The sequence below is a fragment of the Collinsella aerofaciens genome, from assembly GCF_964243765.1.
Taxonomy (GTDB): Bacteria; Actinomycetota; Coriobacteriia; order Coriobacteriales; family Coriobacteriaceae; genus Collinsella; species Collinsella aerofaciens_BU.
Genome location: NZ_CAXTGI010000009.1, coordinates 16243 through 33907, shown reverse-complemented (window position 1 = coordinate 33907; position 17665 = coordinate 16243). Strand labels below are relative to the sequence as shown.

The window sequence follows — 17665 nt, the reverse complement described above, 5'->3', positions numbered from 1 at the left end:
AATCGTTCCGCAACTAGGCCTATGGCAACCTGACCTGCTTCTCGCAGGAGCACATGCAGACGTTCGGCTATCTGTGCGCCATGCTCCCGATCGTCGAGGAGCTGTATGAGGACAAGGAGCAGCAGAAAGAGGCTCTCCAGACCTACAGCGCCTTCTTCAACACCGAGCCGCAGATCGGCACCATGGTCGTCGGTATCACCGCTGGCCTCGAGGAGGCCCGCGCTAACGGTGAGCCCGTCGACGACGATGCCATCAACGGCATCCGCGCTGGCCTCATGGGCCCGCTCGCAGGCCTCGGCGACTCCCTGATCGTCGGTACACTGATCCCGATCCTGCTCGGTATCGCCCTCGGCCTTTCGACCGGTGGCTCTCCGCTCGGCGCGATCTTCTACATCGTGGTGTGGAACGCGCTCATGTACTTTGGCATGAAGTTCGCCTACAACTCCGGCTACGAGCTGGGTGGCAAGGCGGTCGAGGCCCTCGTCGGCCCCAAGGCCAAGGCCCTGCGCGAGTCCATCGTCATGGTCGGCACCATGGTTATCGGCGCCGTTGCCGCAACCTGGGTCTCCATCACCTGCAGCCCCAACCTCACGCTGCCCGGCGGTGGCGCGTTCCAGGATACGCTCGACGGCGTGTACCCCAAGCTCCTGCCGCTGCTGTTCACCGTCTTCTGCTGGTACATGATGACCAAGAAGAAGGTCAACCCCATCGTCATGATGCTGATCCTGGTCGTTATCGCCTTCGTGGGCGTGCTCATCGGCTTCTTCGACCCTGCCCTGAGCTACTAGCCTCACATCCCAGTCCCTTGTGAAGGGTCGTGCGGACCTGTTTCGCACGGCCCTTTTTGGACGGCGCCGTCCTTCAAGGGCAATATGGCCCGCGACCTCCATCGCCTTACACGAAACCCGCTATATTGCTCTTGAAAGATGACGCACACGACACAACCGTACGCCCAGGTGGCGTGGCCTGCTAAAGGAGGACCTATGCACGAGAAGCATGGACACGACCTTTCCAAGGAGGAGCTCGTCAAGGAGGCCAAGCTCCAAACCGATGCCATCCAGCGCCTCAACGTGTGGCTGAGGTTGGGCTACTCCCTGGTTGCCGTGGGGTTCTTGGTCGGAATGTGGGGCATGCAGGGTGGCCCCAACTGGGGTGTTCCGCTCGGCATCGCGTGTTTGGTGATCGGTGTGCCCATGTCGATCATCCTCAAGGTCGGCACGAACAACGCAAAGAAGAATGTCGAGCGTATGCTTGCCGCCGCAGGTGTGGATGTTGATGAGCTTATGGGACGCAAGAGCGAATCGTAGCCATCGGATCGAGACGGTGGGGTATAATCAATTTTTGTTGCGAGTGGCAACTAAAGACGAGATATAGCGCTAAAGGTTTGACTGGCTGTGGATTACGACGAGGTAGCAAGAAAACTGATTGTATATTCGCGCTCCCTTGCAAAGGGTTCGCTGAGCGCGGCCGGTGGCGCCAATGTGGGCGAGACGCCGGTCCTGCAATATCTTTCGAGCGCCGATGGAGACGTGATTCCGTCCGAGATTGCCAAGAAGCTCGGTTTTAGCCGTGCGCGCATGTCGCATATCCTCGATTCGCTTGAGACCAAGGGCTATGTCACACGTCGCCCCGATCCTTCGGACCGCCGTCGCGTGCTGGTGAGTGTTACCGAGTCCGGGCGCGACTATGCAGCTAAAAAGAATGCAGAGAGCGTGGCGCTGCTCTCCAACCAGCTCTCCTCGCTCGGCGAGCATGACGCTAAGGAACTCGTGCGCATCCTCAACAAGGCCTACAGCCTTACCTACGACGTTGACGATTATCTCGATAATCTGTAAGAGCGGGCCGGCTGAGGTAATCGAGCCCGACGGGGTACGCCGGTGCGTGTGTCCCCCAAGAGGGCCGCGGCCCTCGCTTTACCGGAGCGATCTGAGGACTCGCGTCTTTCGCTTCGGACTGCTGTGCAGGGTCAATCAGGCGAAGAACTCACCCGTGTCGGGTTTGCGATAACTTGGCGAACATTATTACGCGAAATCTAGGATTTCTCAAAAACGCGAAGTAGATGATATATTGTACTTCGCGTTTTTGAGTTAATCTTAATTTTGCGAAGTGGGCCGGGTTCCTATATCTATCCGGACGAGCGGATGAGATTTTCCTACATTGCGGATGTGCTCGAAACGCTTATCCTGCGTGACATCAGGCAAAAATATCGCATACGCAACGCGGAGCTTGGAACGAAAAAGCTCGATCCTTTGCGCCGGATTCGAGACGCCTATCCTAAGTACATCATCGCCCGGACTGGCCACGAAACGACCGACTGGGACGGTATCAAGGTCATCGATCTTGCGCATTGGCTCATGGGTGAATCAGACGAATTGATCTTCTAGCGCGCGATGGCGTGGGTTGAAATAATCGAGCGAGGATTTTGTCCCGCGGGGAGGCTGATGCGGCTCTCTTCGCGGGACTTTTTGCTCGCTCGATCGAATTCTATTCTTGAAAAGCTGCCCATCACCCCCCCCATAAACCTCTCATTCAAACAAAATTCAGCCAACGTATGTCATAGCAATCCCCGGTAGGTCCCCGGGTGCCCCGCGGCGCGCTGGGTTATTTATCTGAGCGACTTTGCGAAGCAAGGGGAGCGAAGATAAAAACCCAGCCCGCCGCGGGGCACCCGGGGACCGCAGGGACGGGAGCAGCTATACTACTCTCAGTAGTTAAGGGTCGCGGATTCGCTGCGTCACCGCTCTCAACAGGAGGTCTATGTTTATGGCAGATCAGAAGCCGGTTGTCGGGATCATCATGGGTTCCAAGTCCGATCTGGGCGTTATGGAAGGCTGCACCGCCGAGCTCGAGGCACTGGGTGTGCCCTATGAGCTCGTCATTGCGAGCGCGCACCGCACGCCGGCGAAGGTCCACGAGTGGGCTTCGACTGCCGCCGATCGCGGTATCAAAGTGATTATCGCCGCCGCCGGCAAGGCCGCTCACTTGGGTGGTGTCGTGGCTGCCTTTACGCCGCTGCCGGTTATCGGCGTGCCTATGAAGACGAGTGACCTGGGCGGCATGGATTCGCTGCTATCGATGGTGCAGATGCCTTCGGGCGTGCCCGTGGCCTGCGTTGCCATCAACGGCGCCAAGAACGCCGCCATCTATGCCACACAGATTCTGGGTGCTTGCGACCCCGAGTACCGCAAGGTTATCGAGAGGATGAAGCAGGAGATGGCTGACGCCTAAGCGTTCCGCCGTTTCACCGCAGTATAAGGAGAGCCATGTCCGATTATCAGGGAAAACGATTCAAGGCTTCTCAGATTCCCGATCCGTCGAAGCCAGGTGCTGCCCGTGCGGCACAGCAGGGTCGGACATCCTCTCCTCAGCAGCCGCGCGCGCCGCGCCCCGTGACACCGGCGACGCATCGTCGACAGGACGCGCCGGCCGCATATCGTCCTTCGTCTTATAGCTCCGCTAAGAAGCCGCCCCGGTCTTCATCGCATGCCGCGCCGTCGGATTGCACCGAGCCGCCGCGCAAAAAGCGCCGCTCCATTATTCCCATTCTGCTCATCATCATCGGTATCGGTCTGATTGTCGCCGCCGCCGCTATTTTTATTAATGCCCAGATTGGCTATAAGCAGGCGAGCGATTCGTATCAGAAAATCGAGAAGCAATATGTAAGCGATAAGGATGCCAGCGGCGTGCCGATTATCGACTTTGATGCGCTTGCTCAGACGAACCCCGAGATTGTGGGTTGGATTTACGTGCCGGGAACCAACATCAACTATCCCGTGGTGCAGACCAACAACAACTCCAAATACCTCAACACGTTGTTTGATGGCACGTCCAACGCGTCCGGCGCCATTTTCCTGGATAGCGATGACACCGCGCCGGGAATGGTCGACCAGCAGACTACGATCTACGGCCACCATATGAACGATGGGTCGATGTTCAACGTGATTTCGGATACGACTGACCAGGCAACGTTCGATAGTATCGAGTTTGTGTATTACATCACACGGGATGCTACGTATAAGCTGCGACCACTGGCGACCAAAGTTGTCGAGGACACGTATGCCAAGGCGCGCACGCCCAATTTTGAGGGCGATGACGGACTCAAGAACTACCTGTCCGAGATGCTCGACGGCGCTTCTGCCGTGGCGAGTGATGCTACCGATCGTGCCGCTTCGGCAACTAAGGTTGTAACGCTCGTGACCTGCCGTTCGCTGTCGCTGAGCAACACGCGCGCCGTCATGGTGCTCACGCCGGTCGAGGAATAAGTTGTTCGAGAGTAGCTAAAAAGCCCCGTCCCAAATTGGCTATTCGACGACGGTAAAGGAGAAACGATGCTTGAGAGTGGCAAATTGATGCCTTCGATTGATGCTTGGCTGCGCGAGGCCAAGGCCGATGCTTCGGCGGCAGGCTGCGGGATGTATCTGACGCATAACGGTGTGGTGCGTGCGACGCCCAAGGCCGAGGTGCGCGGAGTCGAGACCGATGGCGTGGCACCAGGCCACAGGGTGGGCGGCATGGTCTTTGACTACGACGCCGAAAAGGTACGGTCTGCTATCGAGGCCACGCGCGCGATGCCGGGTATCGGCTATGTGCGCGTGTGGCTGGCAAGCGGCGAGCTTGCCGTAGGTGACGACATCATGCTCGTGCTTATCGGCGGGGACATTCGCCCGCACGTGGTCGATGCGCTGCAGGCGCTCGTTGGCACCATCAAGAACGAATGCGTGAGTGAGGTCGAGCGCGAGGCATAGAGGATTGCGTCGATAGAAGGATCGTTTATAAAAATGCCCACCGGTACGTGTGATACCGGCGGGCATTTTGCGTTTTGGGCGCGGTGAGCGCTACACGCGCGTCGCATCCTTGGGGCTCATGGTCATGCTCTGGAAGCGGTTTTCCATGTACTCGTTATCGAAGTGCTCTCCGTAGAACTGTGCGACGGGAATGTCCGGCTCCGTGCCGTTAACGCGCTGGTACCAGTAGTCGAGCGACTGCAGCGTCATGACGCCGTCGACCAGCATGATAACGGTAAAGATGACGGTGGCCGAGTAGCGGCTCTTCCAGGGGATCTTGTTGATAAGCTTAAGCAGCCTCGGCAGCAGCAGCTTGATCCAGATGAGGCCGCCCAGGCCCCACAGGCAGGCGAAGCCCGTGCAGGTGCGTCCGCCCGTGAGGACCACGAGCGGATCGGGCAAACCGAACAGCGTTATGTGCGAGTAGCTCCACGAGACCACGCCAAACGCGGTCTGCATAAACCAGCCCACGAACACCTCAAAGCTGGCGCCGAGCAGGGCGCTCACCAGGAAAATGATGATGGGGTTCTTTTTGTAGAAGCGGTTAAGCACCATGGTCATGAGCACGGCGCCAAATCCGTAGATGGGACTGAAGGGACCAAACAGCATGCCGGCGCGGTTCTGGTAGACGCCCGGGTCGTCGACCGTCATGTGCCAGATGTCCTCGGCGATCAGGCCGAGCACGCAGCAGACAAAGAATACCCAGAACAGGTTGAAGTAGTTGAGCTTGATGTAGCCTTCGCCGGTTTCATCGCGCCCGAGCATGCCCTCGGCGGCGGCATCGCGGTCGAGCATCTCCTGCAGGCGGCGCTGCAGTTCGCGCTCCTGGCGCAGCGTGGGGTCGACGGTTGCTGAAAGTGCAACGAGGATGCCGAGCTGGATCGCGGGACGCAGCAGGAAGGGCCCGATGCCCTGGAGCATCACGTCGACCAAAAGCTCGACGACGGTGAATGCAATAAGGATGTAGGACAGGCGGGCGGCGTTGCGGCGCTGGTTTTTGATAAGGTCCAGGCCAAAGATGATTAGGATGACGGCACTTGCCGCAGAGAGCATGATGCCGGCGACGATAAGGCCGACTGCGACGAGCGTGTTGTCGCCGAGCTTTTCGGTGGCGTTGCCGTTAACAAGTGCCGTGATGACCTGCCACATAAAGGCAGCGACCGACGGGAGCGTGCCCACGCCGGAAAGGATGCACAGGACGGCGTACACCTTAATGATGAGGGGAATCTTCTTGACCTCTGTGGCGCTGGGGACGCTGGGGTCGAGTTCGTTTCGATCCATACAGAACCTTTCTCGCTTTGTTGTAGGTTATAAGGATACGCCGCCGACCTGCCAAAAGACAGGACGAACGTCCCAATTGCAACTTTGTAATCCCCAACGGTGGACGCGGCGGCCATCTGGGGGGCGCGGGCGCTTGCACTGGACAGACCGATAAAATGTTTGGCAACAAAACTGATTATTAGCTCGGTGGGCTTTTAAAAAGCGCTGTTCATGCGCGGGAGTGCTTGTCTTGCCGTGCGTATAATAGGGCAGGTAACGCCAAATAACGAGGCTCTGAGGGGATGCCATGTCTCAAGAAACCATCCACGCGGCCGAGCGCGCCGCGGGACAGGTGAAGACCATGTCGACGTATGATCCGGACTCCGACCAGCTGCATGAGGAATGCGGCATTTTTGGTGTGTGGGCACCCGATCGCGATGTGGCTCGACTGACGTACTTTGGTCTGCGCGCGCTGCAGCATCGCGGCCAGGAATCGGCGGGAATCGCCGTGGGCGACGGCGGCACGGTTATGGTTCGCAAAGACCTGGGACTGCTCGATCGCGTGTTCTCCAACGCCGACCTGTCGACGCTCTCCGGCCAGCTGGCCGTGGGCCACGTGCGCTATGGCACCGCCGGCGCCAAGAGCTGGGAAGCCTCGCAGCCGCATCTTTCCACCATCAACAGCGTCATTATCGCGCTCGCGCACAACGGCACCCTCGTCAACACCGACGAGCTGCGCCGTCAGCTGATCGAGCTGGGCGTGCCGTTCCTCTCCAATTCGGATTCCGAGGTCGCGACCAAGCTTATCGGCTACTTTACCCAGCGTACGGGCCACCTGCGCGAGGGTATTCGCAAGACCATGGAGCTCGTGCGCGGCGGCTACGCCATGACGCTCATCAATGAGCAGGCGCTCTACGCATTCCGCGATCCACACGGCATTCGCCCGCTCGTGCTGGGCAAGCTGGTGGACGAGGGTCTGGACCAGGCCGATGCCGCAGCCGTTTCGCAGCTGCCGTCGCAGGACGGCGCCGCAACGGTCGACTCCGCCGTCCGTGTCACGCGCGCCGGCGGCTGGGTCGTTGCTTCCGAGACCTGCGCACTCGACATCGTGGGTGCCGAGTATGTCCGTGACGTCCGTCCCGGCGAGATCTTGCGCATCAGCGCCGAGGGTCTGGTATCCGAGCAGGGCGTGCCTGCGGCCGAAGAGCCCGCCAACTGCATCTTTGAGCAGGTCTACTTTGCCCGCCCCGACTCCATCATGAACGGCAAGAGCGTCTATGCCTGCCGTTACGACATGGGTCGTCAGCTGGCACATGAGGAGCCTGTCGAGGCCGACCTGGTCATCGGCGTGCCCGACTCCGGCCTGCCGCCCGCGGAGGGGTATTCGCACGAGAGCGGTATTCCCTTTGGCGAGGGCCTTATCAAGAACCGCTACGTGGGCCGTACGTTTATCGAGCCTACGCAGGAGTTGCGTGCCATGGGCGTGCGTATGAAACTCAACCCGCTGCGCGACAACATCGAGGGCAAGCGCCTGGTCGTCATCGACGACTCCATCGTGCGCGGCACCACCATGGTGCAGCTCGTCAAGATGCTGCGCAACGCCGGCGCCAAGGAGATTCATATCCGCATCAACTCGCCCGAGGTCATCTGGCCGTGCTTCTACGGTATCGATACCGACGTGCAGTCGCAGCTTATCAGCGCCAACAAGACGGTCGACGAGATTTGCGAGTATATCGGCGCCGATTCGCTGGCCTTCCTTTCGGTCGAGGGCCTGCTTAAGGTCATGCCCAAGGGCGGTTACTGCGATGCGTGCTTTACCGGCCGCTACCCCGTGGCGATTCCCGAGAGCTTTGGCCGCGACAAGTTTATGGAGGGATTTAAGCCCCGCAACCTGGACAAGCCGCTGCACTTTGACGACGACGCCGTGATCGAGAAATACGACGACCGCAGCTGGGAAGAGGAGCACGGCGAGGCATAAAACCTGCCATATGGGGACAGGTTTATTTTGGTAGGTTTTACCTGCTGTTTTGTTGATATGACGGCGCGTGCTGTTATGGCATGCACCGAATCGAGGACAACTATGAGCACCGTTTGGCGCCCGCGCGGCGCCACGGTAGTGGGAGAGGAAGGCTCAGATGAGCGACAGCAAGCATGTGACGTACGAGGACGCCGGCGTCGATACCGCCGAGGGCGGTCGCGCCGTCGACGCGATTAAGCAGATGGTCAAGGATACCAACCGCCCCGAGGTTATCGGCGGTATCGGCGGCTTCGGTGGCCTGTTCTCGGCCGCCGCGCTTAAGGATATGGAAGACCCGATCCTGATCAGCGGTACCGACGGCGTGGGCACCAAGCTCGTGCTCGCCCAGATCATGGACCGTCACGAGACGGTGGGCCAGGACCTGGTCGCTATGTGCGTCAACGACATTCTGGCTTCGGGCGCCGAGCCGCTGTTCTTCCTGGACTACGTTGCCATCGGTCACATCGAGGCCGAGCACATGGCAAAGATCATCAAGGGTGTGGCCGACGGCTGCAAGCTCGCGGGCTGCGCGCTCGTGGGCGGCGAGATGGCCGAGCACCCGGGCGTCATGGCTCCGGCCGACTACGACCTCGCCGGCTTTACCGTGGGCGTCGTCGACCGTCCCAAGATGCTCGACCCTGCGAACGTTCGCCCCGGCGATGTGATCCTGGGCCTGCCTTCCACCGGCGTGCACTCCAACGGCTACTCGCTCGTGCGCAAGGCCATCGGCGTCGACGGCATCAAACCGGGCACGCCCGAGGCCGCCGCTAAGGCCGAGGAGCTGAGCCGTCCGCTCGAGGAGCTTGGTGGCGCTTCGCTGGCTGACGCCCTGCTGGCCCCCACGCGCATCTACGTCAAGCCGATTCTGGAGCTGCTGCGCGGCGGCGCCAACGTGCACGCCATCGCCCACATCACTGGCGGCGGTATTACCGAGAACCTCAACCGCGCGCTCGCCGACGACGTCGACGCCGTGGTCACCCGCAACGGCGCCGAGATGGGTTGGGACGTTCCGCCCGTCATCACCTACGTGTCGCGCCAGGCCGAGCTCGCGCCCAACGAGGCATGCAAGACCTTTAACATGGGCGTCGGCCTGTGCCTGATCGTCGCCCCCGAGGACGAGGCCGCGGTTACCGAGGCCCTGGTCGCGCTGGGCGAGAAGCCGTTCCGCGTGGGCGAGTGCGTCGAGGGTTCCGGTAAGGTCGTGTACTCCGATGAGCGCTAACGAGCAGATGGCTGCTAGTGAGGGCCTGTGCTTTGTGCCCTACACCCGTCCGACCGGCACCGATACGGCAGAGCCGCTCAAGATCGGTGTGCTCATCAGCGGCTCCGGCACCAATCTGCAGGCGCTGATCGATCTGATCGCCGCCGGCAAGCTCAACGCCTCGATTGAGCTTGTGGTGTCGAGCCGTCCTTCGGCCAAGGGCCTGCAGCGCGCTGAGCGCGCGGGCATCCAGACGCTCACGCTGTCCAAGGATGTCTACGCCGACCCTATTGCCGCCGACGAGATCATCGCGCACGAGCTTCTCGAGCGCGGCTGCGAGTATGTGGTCATGGCCGGCTACATGCGCATGGTGCACACGCCGCTGCTGGCGGCGTTTCCCAACCGCGTGGTCAACTTGCATCCGGCGCTGCTGCCGAGCTTTACCGGTGCGCATGCGATCGACGATGCCTTTGCGCGCGGCGTCAAGGTAACTGGTGTGACCGTGCATTTTGCCAACGAGATTTACGACAACGGCCCCATCATCGCCCAGCGTGCGCTGGCTGTTGAGGAGGGCTGGGACGTCGACACGCTCGAGGAGCACATCCATGCGATTGAGCACGTGCTGTATCCCGAGGTTGTTCAGATGCTCGCCGACGGCCGCGTCCACGTGCTGGAGAGCGGCAAGGTGGCAATTGACCCGGCACGTTAGTCGTGTGCAAGAGCGTTCATTGAGCGTTCTCTGGGACGTAAACGATCTAGAAAATCTGACAGGGCCTCGTCCGCGAGCGGGCGGGGCCCTTTTGTGCGGTCTGCTCTGTTTGCTATACTGCTAGCAAGTAGAGAGGAGTCACTATGGGTACAGCAACGGTGCAGCTCAACACGCGAATCGACCCTATGCTCAAGGCCGGTGGCGATGCGGTCCTGACTCGTAATGGGTTGGGGCCGAGTGACGCCATTCGTGCGCTTTGGACCTATCTTGCCGAACATCAAACGTTGCCGGGATTTATGGTGACGGATGGGTGCGAGACGTCTCGTGCGAAGAGTCTTGCCGAGCAGGGGTGTGGCCTGGCTTTTTCCTCGTTGGGATTGAGCGCGTCGGATTTTGCGCCAGGCGAATCATCGGCGGAAGACTGGGATGCCGTACGCGATGATATGTATGATGCGATGATTGCCGACATAGAGGTGAATTGCCGATGATTGCGGCGAAACGACTCTTGGTAGACACGAACGTTTGGCTCGATTATTACCTGCAAGAGGGAGCGTTTGGCGAAGCGACGAGATTGGTTGAGCTGGCCGAAGCGGGAAAGATCGACCTTCTGTACGCGCCAACGACGGCAAAGGACCTGTTCTATATCTTGCCTCGGCGTCTCGCTCGGCGGAACGTGAATGGGGATAACGCGTCGTTCATTCCGGCTGCGTGGGCCTGTATCGAGCATATGATGCAGGTGGCAACGGCCTCTCCGCTTTCGTTGGCGGAGTGCGAGATGGCGCGCATGCTCGGCAAGCGTATGCCTGACCTCGAGGACAATCTCATCATTGCATCGGGCGATACGGCGGATGTCGACTATGTTGTCACGAGCGACCGACGCATGTTGGAGGTGATGCCCGAGGTATGCCTGACGCCCGCGCGCGCACTCGAGCTCATCGGGGTCCTCGGCTAACCTTGCATACTCCGTTTCGCTATCATATTGAGCATTGTGGCCCTCATGCAACTTTGGAGGACGGTATGGCGGATAACGAGGCGCTGTTTACGCCTGAGCTGGTGTTTTTTGATTGGGAGTGTGCGACGCCGGATGAGGTGTTCGCGCGGCTTGAGGGCGAGCTTGCCCCGCGCGGCTACATTGCCGACGGTTGGCTCGACGCCGTTCGCACGCGTGAGGATGCCTATCCCACGGGTCTTGCCATGCCGACGGCAAACATTGCCATTCCGCATACCGATCCGAGGTTTGTGGCCAAGCCCTATATCGCGGTGGTGAAGCCCGCCGCGCCCGTGACATTTAACGCTATGGCTGGCATGGGCGCTCCGGTGCCGGCGCAGATCGTCATCAATCTGGGCATTGCCGAGCCGGGCGGCCAGGTCGAGGCCCTGCAGGCGCTTATGAATATCTTTATGGACGCCGATGCCGCAGCCGACGTGCTCGGCCAGACCACGTCCCAGGGCATGGTCGACGCCATCCGCCGCCACTTTTAAAACCGGCACTTGGGGACAGTCCCTAACTGCCGGCAGAAAAGGAACGTCCCCAAGTGCCAGGGTTGCCCCCTTTGTCGCGGGGGCCGCGTTGTGACACAATGGCGTTTGTTCGATTCGTGATGCGAAAGGCCAACTATGGCAAACAAGAAAAAGAACTCTGAGGCCGCGCCGACGCCCGAGCAGCAGGCTCGCGCCGCCTCCAGCTCTCGTAAGAAGCAGCGCAAGACGTACGTGTCTAAGACCGTCAAGATCGTCCTGGTGGTTATCGGCGTGCTGGCAATGCTGCTTTCCGTCTCGGCGATGGCGTGCTCCGGTCTCATGTCGCAGGCAGAGGATACCTCGGGCTACAAGCTGACCGGCGGTGTTGCCGCCACCATCAACGGCACCAACCTCACCGAGGACACCGTGACCAAGCAGATCATGAGCATGCGCACGTCCTATGGTTATACCAAGGACAAGGATTGGGCGCAGTACCTGGTCAACAACGACCTTACGCCCAAGAAGTATCGCAAGCAGCTCATCGATTCCTACACGCAGCAGATTCTGCTTCAGCAGGCGCAGAAGGAAAACGGCGTGACGGTGTCGGATGAGGAGGTCGAGAAGGCTTGGAAGGACGCGTGCAAGAGCGCGGGCGGTGCCAAGGCCTTTAAGAAGACCCTCAAGACCTACGGCTATACCGAAGACACCTACAAGGATTCGCTCAAGGAGAGCCTGGCGCAGCAGAAACTCAAGGATGCCGTCGCGCCCACGAGCAAGCCCAAGGACAGCGAGATTGTCGATTACATCAACGAGAACCTGTCGAAGTACAACGATGCCCGCTGCTCGTCGAACATCCTGATCAAGGTCGATTCCGACGCATCCGACGAGGACAAGGCTGCCGCAAAGGCCAAGGCGCAGGAGTGCCTGGACAAGATCAACTCCGGCGAGCTGAGCTTTGAAGACGCCGTGAAGCAGTATTCCGACGACACCGGTTCCAAGGAGAAGAAGGGCGACGTGGGCTGGGACAAGCTCACCACCTTCGTCGACAGCTACCAGACGGCACTCGAGGGGCTCAACAAGGGCGATGTGAGCGACGTGGTCGAGTCGACGTACGGCTATCACATTATCAAGTGCACCGACTACTTCCATGTCGATAGCCAGGTCGATGATATCAAGCAGGTACCCAAGGCCATCAAGAAGTACGTCTCCAACGTGGTGAAGACGCAGGCGGCCAGCACTGCATATAGCGAGTGGCTTGAGCAGTACAAGAAGGACGCCGACATCACCGTCAACCCCATGCCCAAGGACGTACCCTATAACGTGAGCCTGAAGGGTGTCACCAAGAGCTCGACCGGCAATTCGTCGACGACTGAGTAATCATGGGGCGGCGCTCGCGTGAGCGCCGCCCACGCTATTGAGGAGGATTTGCAGATGACCAACGAAGAGCTGCAGCAGGAAATGATCGCCGCCATGAGGGCCAAGGACAAGGTTCGCCTGTCCATCATTCGCCAGGTTAAGGCCGAGGTGAAGAACATCGAGGTCAACGAGCGCCGCGACGTGACCGAGGAAGACGTCAACAGCATGATCAAGCGTCTGATCAAGCAGACGAGCGAGACGCTGGAGATGTCCATCAAGGCCGGCACCGACCAGGAGCGTACCGACAACCTGACCGAGCAGGTCAAGATTCTGGAGAGCCTTCTGCCCGCGCAGGTTTCGGGCGAGGAGCTCGAGGCCCTGATCGAGCGGGTCATCGCCGAGCTGGGCGCCACGTCCAAGAAGCAGATGGGCCAGGTCATGGGCGCTCTGGGTAAGGCCACTGGCGGCAACTTCGATAAGCCGGCAGCAGCAAAGATCGTTGGAGCCAAACTCGCGTAGGGACCGAGCGGCATATAGTTGATTTTGAGGGGGCGTGACCATTGCGGTCGCGCCCCTTTTTGATGGCAGCTGAAGGGCACTCATTGGGGACAGACTTAAATGAGTGCCCACTTCCCGGGTACTCATTTAAGTCTGTCCCCAATGAGTGCCCGAGTGCCCAATGAGTGGGTGGAAGATTGCGGGTTCTTTACGGGAATGTAGTGTGGGCTGCGGAAACTTGGTTCTTTCCGTACAATAGTTCAACTCGTGTAAACGCAGGGAAGGGACATTCATGGCAGACATGATCGAGATCAAGCATCTCAACAAGTACTTTGGCGACCTGCATGTGCTCAAAGATATCAACCTCACCGTCAAGCGCGGCGAGAAGCTCGTAATGATCGGGCCTTCCGGCTCGGGTAAGTCGACGCTCATCCGTTGCGTCGACTATCTGGAGGAGCCCACGTCGGGCGAGGTCATCATCGACGGTACGCCGCTTACCAAAAAGAATCACCTGGAGATGGCTCGCAAGTATAGCTCCATGGTGTTTCAGCAGTTCAACCTGTATCCCAACATGACGGTGCTCGGCAACCTGACGCTCGCGCCCATCAAGCTGCAAAAGAAGAGCAAGGAGGAGGCGACCGAGATTGCCATCGCCGCACTCAAGCGCGTCGGCATGGCGCATAAGGCCGGCGAGTATCCGCAGAATCTCTCGGGTGGTCAGCAGCAGCGCATCGCCATCGCCCGTGCCCTGTGCACCAAGCAGCCCATCATCCTGTTTGACGAGCCGACTTCGGCGCTCGACCCCGAGATGGTCCAGGAGGTTCTGGACGTTATGATTGAGCTCGCGCAGGAGGACATCACCATGATCTGCGTGACGCACGAGATGGGCTTTGCGCGCCAGGTGGCCGACCGCGTCATCTTTATGGAGGACGGCCGCATCCTGGAGGAGGGCACGCCCGAGCACTTCTTCGATAACCCCGAGAACCCGCGCTGCCGCGAGTTCCTGTCCAAGATTCTGCACTAGGCACGGTGATGGACATGACGGATATGACGAGGGCGGCCGTGTCGCGCCGTCACTTTTTGCAGCTGGCTGGCGCCAGCATGCTTGCGCTGACGGGGACCGCGCTTACCGGTTGCGGCAACTCCACCAGCGGCGAGGGCTCCGACAAGGGCTCCAAGCTTGCGGCCATCAAGTCGCGTGGCCATCTGAATGCCGGCGTTAAGAAGGACGTTCCCGGCTATGGCTATTACGACACCGCCAAGGGTCGCTTTGAGGGCATGGAAGTTGATTTGTGCTACCAGATCGCCGCTGCCGTCTTTGGTGTGAGCTACAAGGATGCTCGCGCCCAGGAGCTAGTCGAGTTTACCGACGTAACGCCCAAGACGCGCGGCCCGCTGATCGATAACGGCCAACTCGACGTGGTCGCGGCGACCTACACCATCACCGACGAGCGCAAGAAGAGCTGGGATTTCTCGACGCCGTACCGCACCGATTACGTGGGACTCATGGTCAAGAAGCGTTCGGGCTTTACCTCGATTGAGGACCTGGACGGCAAGGTCATCGGCGTGAGTCAGGGTGCTACCACGCAGGGCCTGATCGAGCAGATGATCAAGGACAACGGCTTTAGCTGCAAACCCGAGTTTAGGGCCTTTAGCGGCTACCCCATCATCAAGAGTTCGCTCGACGCCGGCAATATCGACGTCTTTGCCATGGACCGCTCCACGCTGGCCGGTTACATGAACGAGACCGTCGAGCTGTTGCAGCCCGAGGTCAAGTTTGGCGAGCAGGGTTACGGCGTGGCGACCAAGAAGGGCTGTGACCTTTCGGCCGTGGTCGATCAGGTGATTTGCGATCGCCTGGCCGATGGCTGGCTCGACCAAGAGGTCAAGACCTGGGGTCTTGTATAGGCGCATCGTCCAAGGAGGGAATCAAATGCTCGAAGGATTATTTGACGCCGACCGTTGGTCGACGACATTTCAAAACATGGGGCCCTTCTGGGGGGGCTTTGGCGTGACGCTGCAAGTGGTCGTTGCCGGTCTGTTGCTGTCGCTGGTACTGGGCACGCTGCTGGGCGTGTTCTCTACCACTCGCTCGCGTGTGTTGCGTGCCATAAGCCGCGTGTACGTGGAGTTTTACCAGAACACCCCGTTGCCCGTGCAGGTGCTCTTTATGTACATGGCCGGTCCGCAGTTTTTGCAGGCCATAACCGGTGCCGACCAGCCGGTGCGCATCGCGCCGTTCGTGCTGGGCTTCTTGGGTGTGGGCCTGTATCACGCGGCCTACATCTCCGAGGTCATCCGCACCGGTATCGAGGCGGTTCCGCGCGGTCAGATGGAGGCGGCCCAGAGCCAGGGCTTCACCCGTGCGCAGGCGTACTGGTACATCGTGCTGCCCCAGACGTTCAAGATCATTCTGCCGCCGCTGTGTAACCAGGCGCTCAACCTGGTCAAGAACACGTCGGTGCTGGCGCTTGTGGCCGGCGGCGACCTTATGTACCGTTCCGACAACTTTGTGAGTCTGTACGGTTACCTGCAGGGATACATCGTCTGCTGCCTTATGTACTTCATCATCTGCTTTCCGCTCGCCATGCTGGTGCAGTGGCTCGAGCGCCGCTCCAAGGAACGTCCGCGCGGCGTGAGCCTGGCCGAGCTGGGGCTCGACAACGTAGAGGAGGCCTAGCGCATGGAAATCTTCAACGCGACCAACCTGCTCTACATTTGGGGCGGCTTTGTTAAGACCATCGAGATCTCGGCGCTGTCGATCTTTTTCTCGCTCATCTTTGGCACGGTGCTGGCGCTCGTTAAAAGCTATGCGCCCCGCCCGTTCCGTATTTTGGTGAGTGCCTATATTGAGCTGTTCCGCTGCACGCCGAACCTGCTGTGGATCCTGTTTATCTACTTTACGGTGCAGGGTTTGGACATTGTGATTTCGACCATCGCCTTTACGCTGTTTACCAGCGCTGTTATGGCCGAGATTGTGCGCGGCGGCCTCAACTCGATTCCGCGCGGCCAGTTTGAGGCAGCGCAGAGCCAGGGCTTTGGCTTCTTTGCCACCATGCGCTACATCATTCTGCCGCAGACGTTTAAGACGATCATCCCAGCGCTGTTTAGCCAGTGCACGACCGTCATTAAGGACAGCTCGTATCTTTCGGGTATTAACGTGGCCGAGCTCATGTACACGGCAAACGTCGTGATGGCCCATGCGATCGACCTGTCGCAGGTGCTTATGCTCTACGGCCTGGTGTTTGCGATGTACTTTGTGCTCAACTTTGGTATCTCGCTGCTGGTGAGGGCGTATCAACGCCGCATCGTGGCCGCATAGTCCTGCTTCCCCAAGCACGGCACCTTGCCCCTCAATCGTCGCTTGCGTACATTTAGTACGCGGCGCTCCTCTTTCGGGGCAATCTGCCGCACTTGGGAAACCAGGACGGTCGTAAGTGACAAAATGGGAATCAGGAATCGCCTATTTCTCATCTGTTAGAAAGGAATCGCGATGAGCGATCTGGAGAATAAGAAGAATCCTGTGGTCATTACCATCGCGCGCGACTTTGGCGCCGAGGGCCACGAGATTGGTCGCATGCTTGCCGACGAGTTGGGGATTCCGCTGTATGACAACGAGCTGCTGGTGCGTGCGTCGCTGCGCGCGGGCGAGTCGCTCGATAAGATGGCCGCCTATGACGAGCGCCTGGCTGTGGAGAACATGGCGTTTCTGCCCGACCGCTACGATGCCCGTTCGTACTCGGACAAATTATTCCAAAAGATGAGCCAGGTCATTTTGGACCTGGGCGAGACCGAGAGCTGCATTATCGAAGGCCGCCTGTCCGATTACCTGCTGCGTAACAACCCCAACCACATTGCCGTATTGGTGACCGCTCCTTTTGAGGACCGCGTCGAGATTGTGCGCAAGAAGCGCGGCCTTAATAAAAAGAAGGGCGCCAAGCTGGTCAAGCAGCAGCAGAAGGCGCGCGAGGCGTTCTATAAGCGCTACAGTGCCGGAAAGTGGAAGATGACGAGCGGCAAGGATATCGTCGTCAACCGCGCCAAGCTGGGCCGCGAAGGCTGCAAAGACGTCATAGCCGCTGCCTACCGCTACAAAGTGGCTCAACTCGAAGGCTAGCCGACCAAAAACCATCACAAAGGGTACAGGCACCTTTGTGGTGGTTTTTGTTTTAGGCCGAGGGGAAGGCCTTGGCGGCAGTGCCTATCCTCGGCTTTTGCATAGTCTCGATCTGTAACACCAAGCCAGCGAAAATGGCTCTAACTGTTACAGATTGAGATGAACCGTTCGGCCGTCAGCCCAACGTCTTGATCTGTAACACCAGGCGGCATATTTGGTCTCTAACTGTTACAGATTGAGATGCAGCGTGGCCGGCCGGCAC

At 59.5% G+C, this 17665-nt stretch carries 21 protein-coding genes; 20 read left to right on the top strand and 1 reads right to left on the bottom strand.

All coding sequences use genetic code 11. The annotated features are described in order from the left end of the window. Positions 1-29: 29 nt before the first annotated feature. The 7 genes from ACESSC_RS07270 to ACESSC_RS07240 all read left to right on the top strand — a co-directional run bounded on the left by ACESSC_RS07270 (position 30) and on the right by ACESSC_RS07240 (position 4745). Entirely contained in the window at positions 30-788 is a 759-nt protein-coding gene (locus tag ACESSC_RS07270) for a PTS system mannose/fructose/sorbose family transporter subunit IID (protein WP_373162272.1), read from the top strand. Positions 789-983: 195 nt separating this feature from the next. Continuing rightward, complete coding sequence (locus tag ACESSC_RS07265) at positions 984-1307, top strand: hypothetical protein (protein WP_373162208.1); 324 nt, start codon at positions 984-986, stop codon at positions 1305-1307. Positions 1308-1394: 87 nt separating this feature from the next. Next, positions 1395-1835: a MarR family winged helix-turn-helix transcriptional regulator gene (locus ACESSC_RS07260; protein ID WP_373162205.1), complete on the top strand. Its 441-nt coding sequence runs from the start codon at positions 1395-1397 to the stop codon at positions 1833-1835. A gap of 306 nt (positions 1836-2141) precedes the next feature. After that, positions 2142-2384, top strand: coding sequence for a hypothetical protein (locus ACESSC_RS07255; protein ID WP_373162203.1), 243 nt, complete (start codon positions 2142-2144; stop codon positions 2382-2384). Positions 2385-2763: 379 nt separating this feature from the next. Continuing rightward, on the top strand, positions 2764-3228 hold the full coding sequence (purE, locus tag ACESSC_RS07250) for a 5-(carboxyamino)imidazole ribonucleotide mutase (protein ID WP_373162200.1): 465 nt from the start codon (positions 2764-2766) through the stop codon (positions 3226-3228). A 35-nt stretch (positions 3229-3263) separates the two neighbouring features. Then, positions 3264-4262 (top strand): class B sortase, encoded by a 999-nt coding sequence (locus tag ACESSC_RS07245; RefSeq protein ID WP_373162197.1) that lies wholly within the window; start codon positions 3264-3266, stop codon positions 4260-4262. An 87-nt stretch (positions 4263-4349) separates the two neighbouring features. Then, entirely contained in the window at positions 4350-4745 is a 396-nt protein-coding gene (locus ACESSC_RS07240) for a molybdenum cofactor biosynthesis protein MoaE (protein WP_199411110.1), read from the top strand. Between the two features lie 90 nt (positions 4746-4835). On the opposite strand, the gene ACESSC_RS07235 is transcribed toward ACESSC_RS07240, so the two are convergent. Next, the gene (locus ACESSC_RS07235; RefSeq protein WP_117776583.1) at positions 4836-6065 is read right to left on the bottom strand and encodes a putative ABC transporter permease; all 1230 of its coding nucleotides are present in this window, start codon (positions 6063-6065) and stop codon (positions 4836-4838) included. Positions 6066-6351: 286 nt separating this feature from the next. On the opposite strand from ACESSC_RS07235, the gene purF reads away from it, so the two are divergent. From purF to ACESSC_RS07170, 13 genes are all read left to right on the top strand, one after another. Continuing rightward, positions 6352-8022, top strand: coding sequence for an amidophosphoribosyltransferase (purF, locus tag ACESSC_RS07230; protein WP_373162194.1), 1671 nt, complete (start codon positions 6352-6354; stop codon positions 8020-8022). A gap of 157 nt (positions 8023-8179) precedes the next feature. Continuing rightward, complete coding sequence (gene purM / locus ACESSC_RS07225) at positions 8180-9283, top strand: phosphoribosylformylglycinamidine cyclo-ligase (protein WP_373162193.1); 1104 nt, start codon at positions 8180-8182, stop codon at positions 9281-9283. Next, on the top strand, positions 9273-9971 hold the full coding sequence (gene purN / locus ACESSC_RS07220; RefSeq protein WP_373162190.1) for a phosphoribosylglycinamide formyltransferase: 699 nt from the start codon (positions 9273-9275) through the stop codon (positions 9969-9971). The genes purM and purN overlap by 11 nt, the downstream gene beginning before the upstream one ends. A gap of 143 nt (positions 9972-10114) precedes the next feature. Next, entirely contained in the window at positions 10115-10459 is a 345-nt protein-coding gene (locus ACESSC_RS07215) for a type II toxin-antitoxin system RelB/DinJ family antitoxin (RefSeq protein WP_373162187.1), read from the top strand. Beyond that, the gene (locus ACESSC_RS07210) at positions 10456-10923 is read left to right on the top strand and encodes a PIN domain-containing protein (RefSeq protein WP_373162186.1); all 468 of its coding nucleotides are present in this window, start codon (positions 10456-10458) and stop codon (positions 10921-10923) included. The genes ACESSC_RS07215 and ACESSC_RS07210 overlap by 4 nt, the downstream gene beginning before the upstream one ends. Before the next feature lie 65 nt (positions 10924-10988). Next, positions 10989-11453 (top strand): PTS sugar transporter subunit IIA, encoded by a 465-nt coding sequence (locus ACESSC_RS07205; protein ID WP_373162184.1) that lies wholly within the window; start codon positions 10989-10991, stop codon positions 11451-11453. Between the two features lie 135 nt (positions 11454-11588). Continuing rightward, positions 11589-12809 carry a peptidylprolyl isomerase gene (locus ACESSC_RS07200; protein ID WP_373162181.1) on the top strand — a complete coding sequence of 407 codons (1221 nt, stop codon included), beginning with the start codon at positions 11589-11591 and terminating at the stop codon, positions 12807-12809. A gap of 54 nt (positions 12810-12863) precedes the next feature. Continuing rightward, entirely contained in the window at positions 12864-13307 is a 444-nt protein-coding gene (locus tag ACESSC_RS07195) for a GatB/YqeY domain-containing protein (RefSeq protein WP_373162179.1), read from the top strand. A 271-nt stretch (positions 13308-13578) separates the two neighbouring features. Continuing rightward, complete coding sequence (locus ACESSC_RS07190) at positions 13579-14310, top strand: amino acid ABC transporter ATP-binding protein (protein WP_055251548.1); 732 nt, start codon at positions 13579-13581, stop codon at positions 14308-14310. A gap of 8 nt (positions 14311-14318) precedes the next feature. Beyond that, the gene (locus tag ACESSC_RS07185) at positions 14319-15194 is read left to right on the top strand and encodes a transporter substrate-binding domain-containing protein (RefSeq protein ID WP_373162176.1); all 876 of its coding nucleotides are present in this window, start codon (positions 14319-14321) and stop codon (positions 15192-15194) included. 25 nt (positions 15195-15219) lie between these two features. Next, positions 15220-15966, top strand: coding sequence for an amino acid ABC transporter permease (locus tag ACESSC_RS07180; protein ID WP_373162175.1), 747 nt, complete (start codon positions 15220-15222; stop codon positions 15964-15966). A 3-nt stretch (positions 15967-15969) separates the two neighbouring features. Next, positions 15970-16608, top strand: coding sequence for an amino acid ABC transporter permease (locus ACESSC_RS07175; protein WP_055285379.1), 639 nt, complete (start codon positions 15970-15972; stop codon positions 16606-16608). 171 nt (positions 16609-16779) lie between these two features. Further along, complete coding sequence (locus ACESSC_RS07170; RefSeq protein WP_055251542.1) at positions 16780-17403, top strand: cytidylate kinase-like family protein; 624 nt, start codon at positions 16780-16782, stop codon at positions 17401-17403. The last annotated feature ends 262 nt before the right edge of the window (positions 17404-17665 follow it).

Excerpts from the sequence above, each read along its gene's own strand:
- ACESSC_RS07265 (WP_373162208.1), top strand. The coding sequence starts at position 984 with ATGCACGAGAAGCATGGACACGACCTTTCCAAGGAGGAGCTCGTCAAG.
- ACESSC_RS07255 (WP_373162203.1), top strand. The coding sequence starts at position 2,142 with ATGAGATTTTCCTACATTGCGGATGTGCTCGAAACGCTTATCCTGCGT.
- purE (WP_373162200.1), top strand. The coding sequence starts at position 2,764 with ATGGCAGATCAGAAGCCGGTTGTCGGGATCATCATGGGTTCCAAGTCC.
- ACESSC_RS07245 (WP_373162197.1), top strand. The coding sequence starts at position 3,264 with ATGTCCGATTATCAGGGAAAACGATTCAAGGCTTCTCAGATTCCCGAT.
- ACESSC_RS07240 (WP_199411110.1), top strand. The coding sequence starts at position 4,350 with ATGCCTTCGATTGATGCTTGGCTGCGCGAGGCCAAGGCCGATGCTTCG.
- ACESSC_RS07235 (WP_117776583.1), bottom strand. The coding sequence starts at position 6,065 with ATGGATCGAAACGAACTCGACCCCAGCGTCCCCAGCGCCACAGAGGTC.
- purF (WP_373162194.1), top strand. The coding sequence starts at position 6,352 with ATGTCTCAAGAAACCATCCACGCGGCCGAGCGCGCCGCGGGACAGGTG.
- purM (WP_373162193.1), top strand. The coding sequence starts at position 8,180 with ATGAGCGACAGCAAGCATGTGACGTACGAGGACGCCGGCGTCGATACC.
- purN (WP_373162190.1), top strand. The coding sequence starts at position 9,273 with ATGAGCGCTAACGAGCAGATGGCTGCTAGTGAGGGCCTGTGCTTTGTG.
- ACESSC_RS07215 (WP_373162187.1), top strand. The coding sequence starts at position 10,115 with ATGGGTACAGCAACGGTGCAGCTCAACACGCGAATCGACCCTATGCTC.
- ACESSC_RS07210 (WP_373162186.1), top strand. The coding sequence starts at position 10,456 with ATGATTGCGGCGAAACGACTCTTGGTAGACACGAACGTTTGGCTCGAT.
- ACESSC_RS07205 (WP_373162184.1), top strand. The coding sequence starts at position 10,989 with ATGGCGGATAACGAGGCGCTGTTTACGCCTGAGCTGGTGTTTTTTGAT.
- ACESSC_RS07200 (WP_373162181.1), top strand. The coding sequence starts at position 11,589 with ATGGCAAACAAGAAAAAGAACTCTGAGGCCGCGCCGACGCCCGAGCAG.
- ACESSC_RS07195 (WP_373162179.1), top strand. The coding sequence starts at position 12,864 with ATGACCAACGAAGAGCTGCAGCAGGAAATGATCGCCGCCATGAGGGCC.
- ACESSC_RS07190 (WP_055251548.1), top strand. The coding sequence starts at position 13,579 with ATGGCAGACATGATCGAGATCAAGCATCTCAACAAGTACTTTGGCGAC.
- ACESSC_RS07185 (WP_373162176.1), top strand. The coding sequence starts at position 14,319 with ATGGACATGACGGATATGACGAGGGCGGCCGTGTCGCGCCGTCACTTT.
- ACESSC_RS07180 (WP_373162175.1), top strand. The coding sequence starts at position 15,220 with ATGCTCGAAGGATTATTTGACGCCGACCGTTGGTCGACGACATTTCAA.
- ACESSC_RS07175 (WP_055285379.1), top strand. The coding sequence starts at position 15,970 with ATGGAAATCTTCAACGCGACCAACCTGCTCTACATTTGGGGCGGCTTT.
- ACESSC_RS07170 (WP_055251542.1), top strand. The coding sequence starts at position 16,780 with ATGAGCGATCTGGAGAATAAGAAGAATCCTGTGGTCATTACCATCGCG.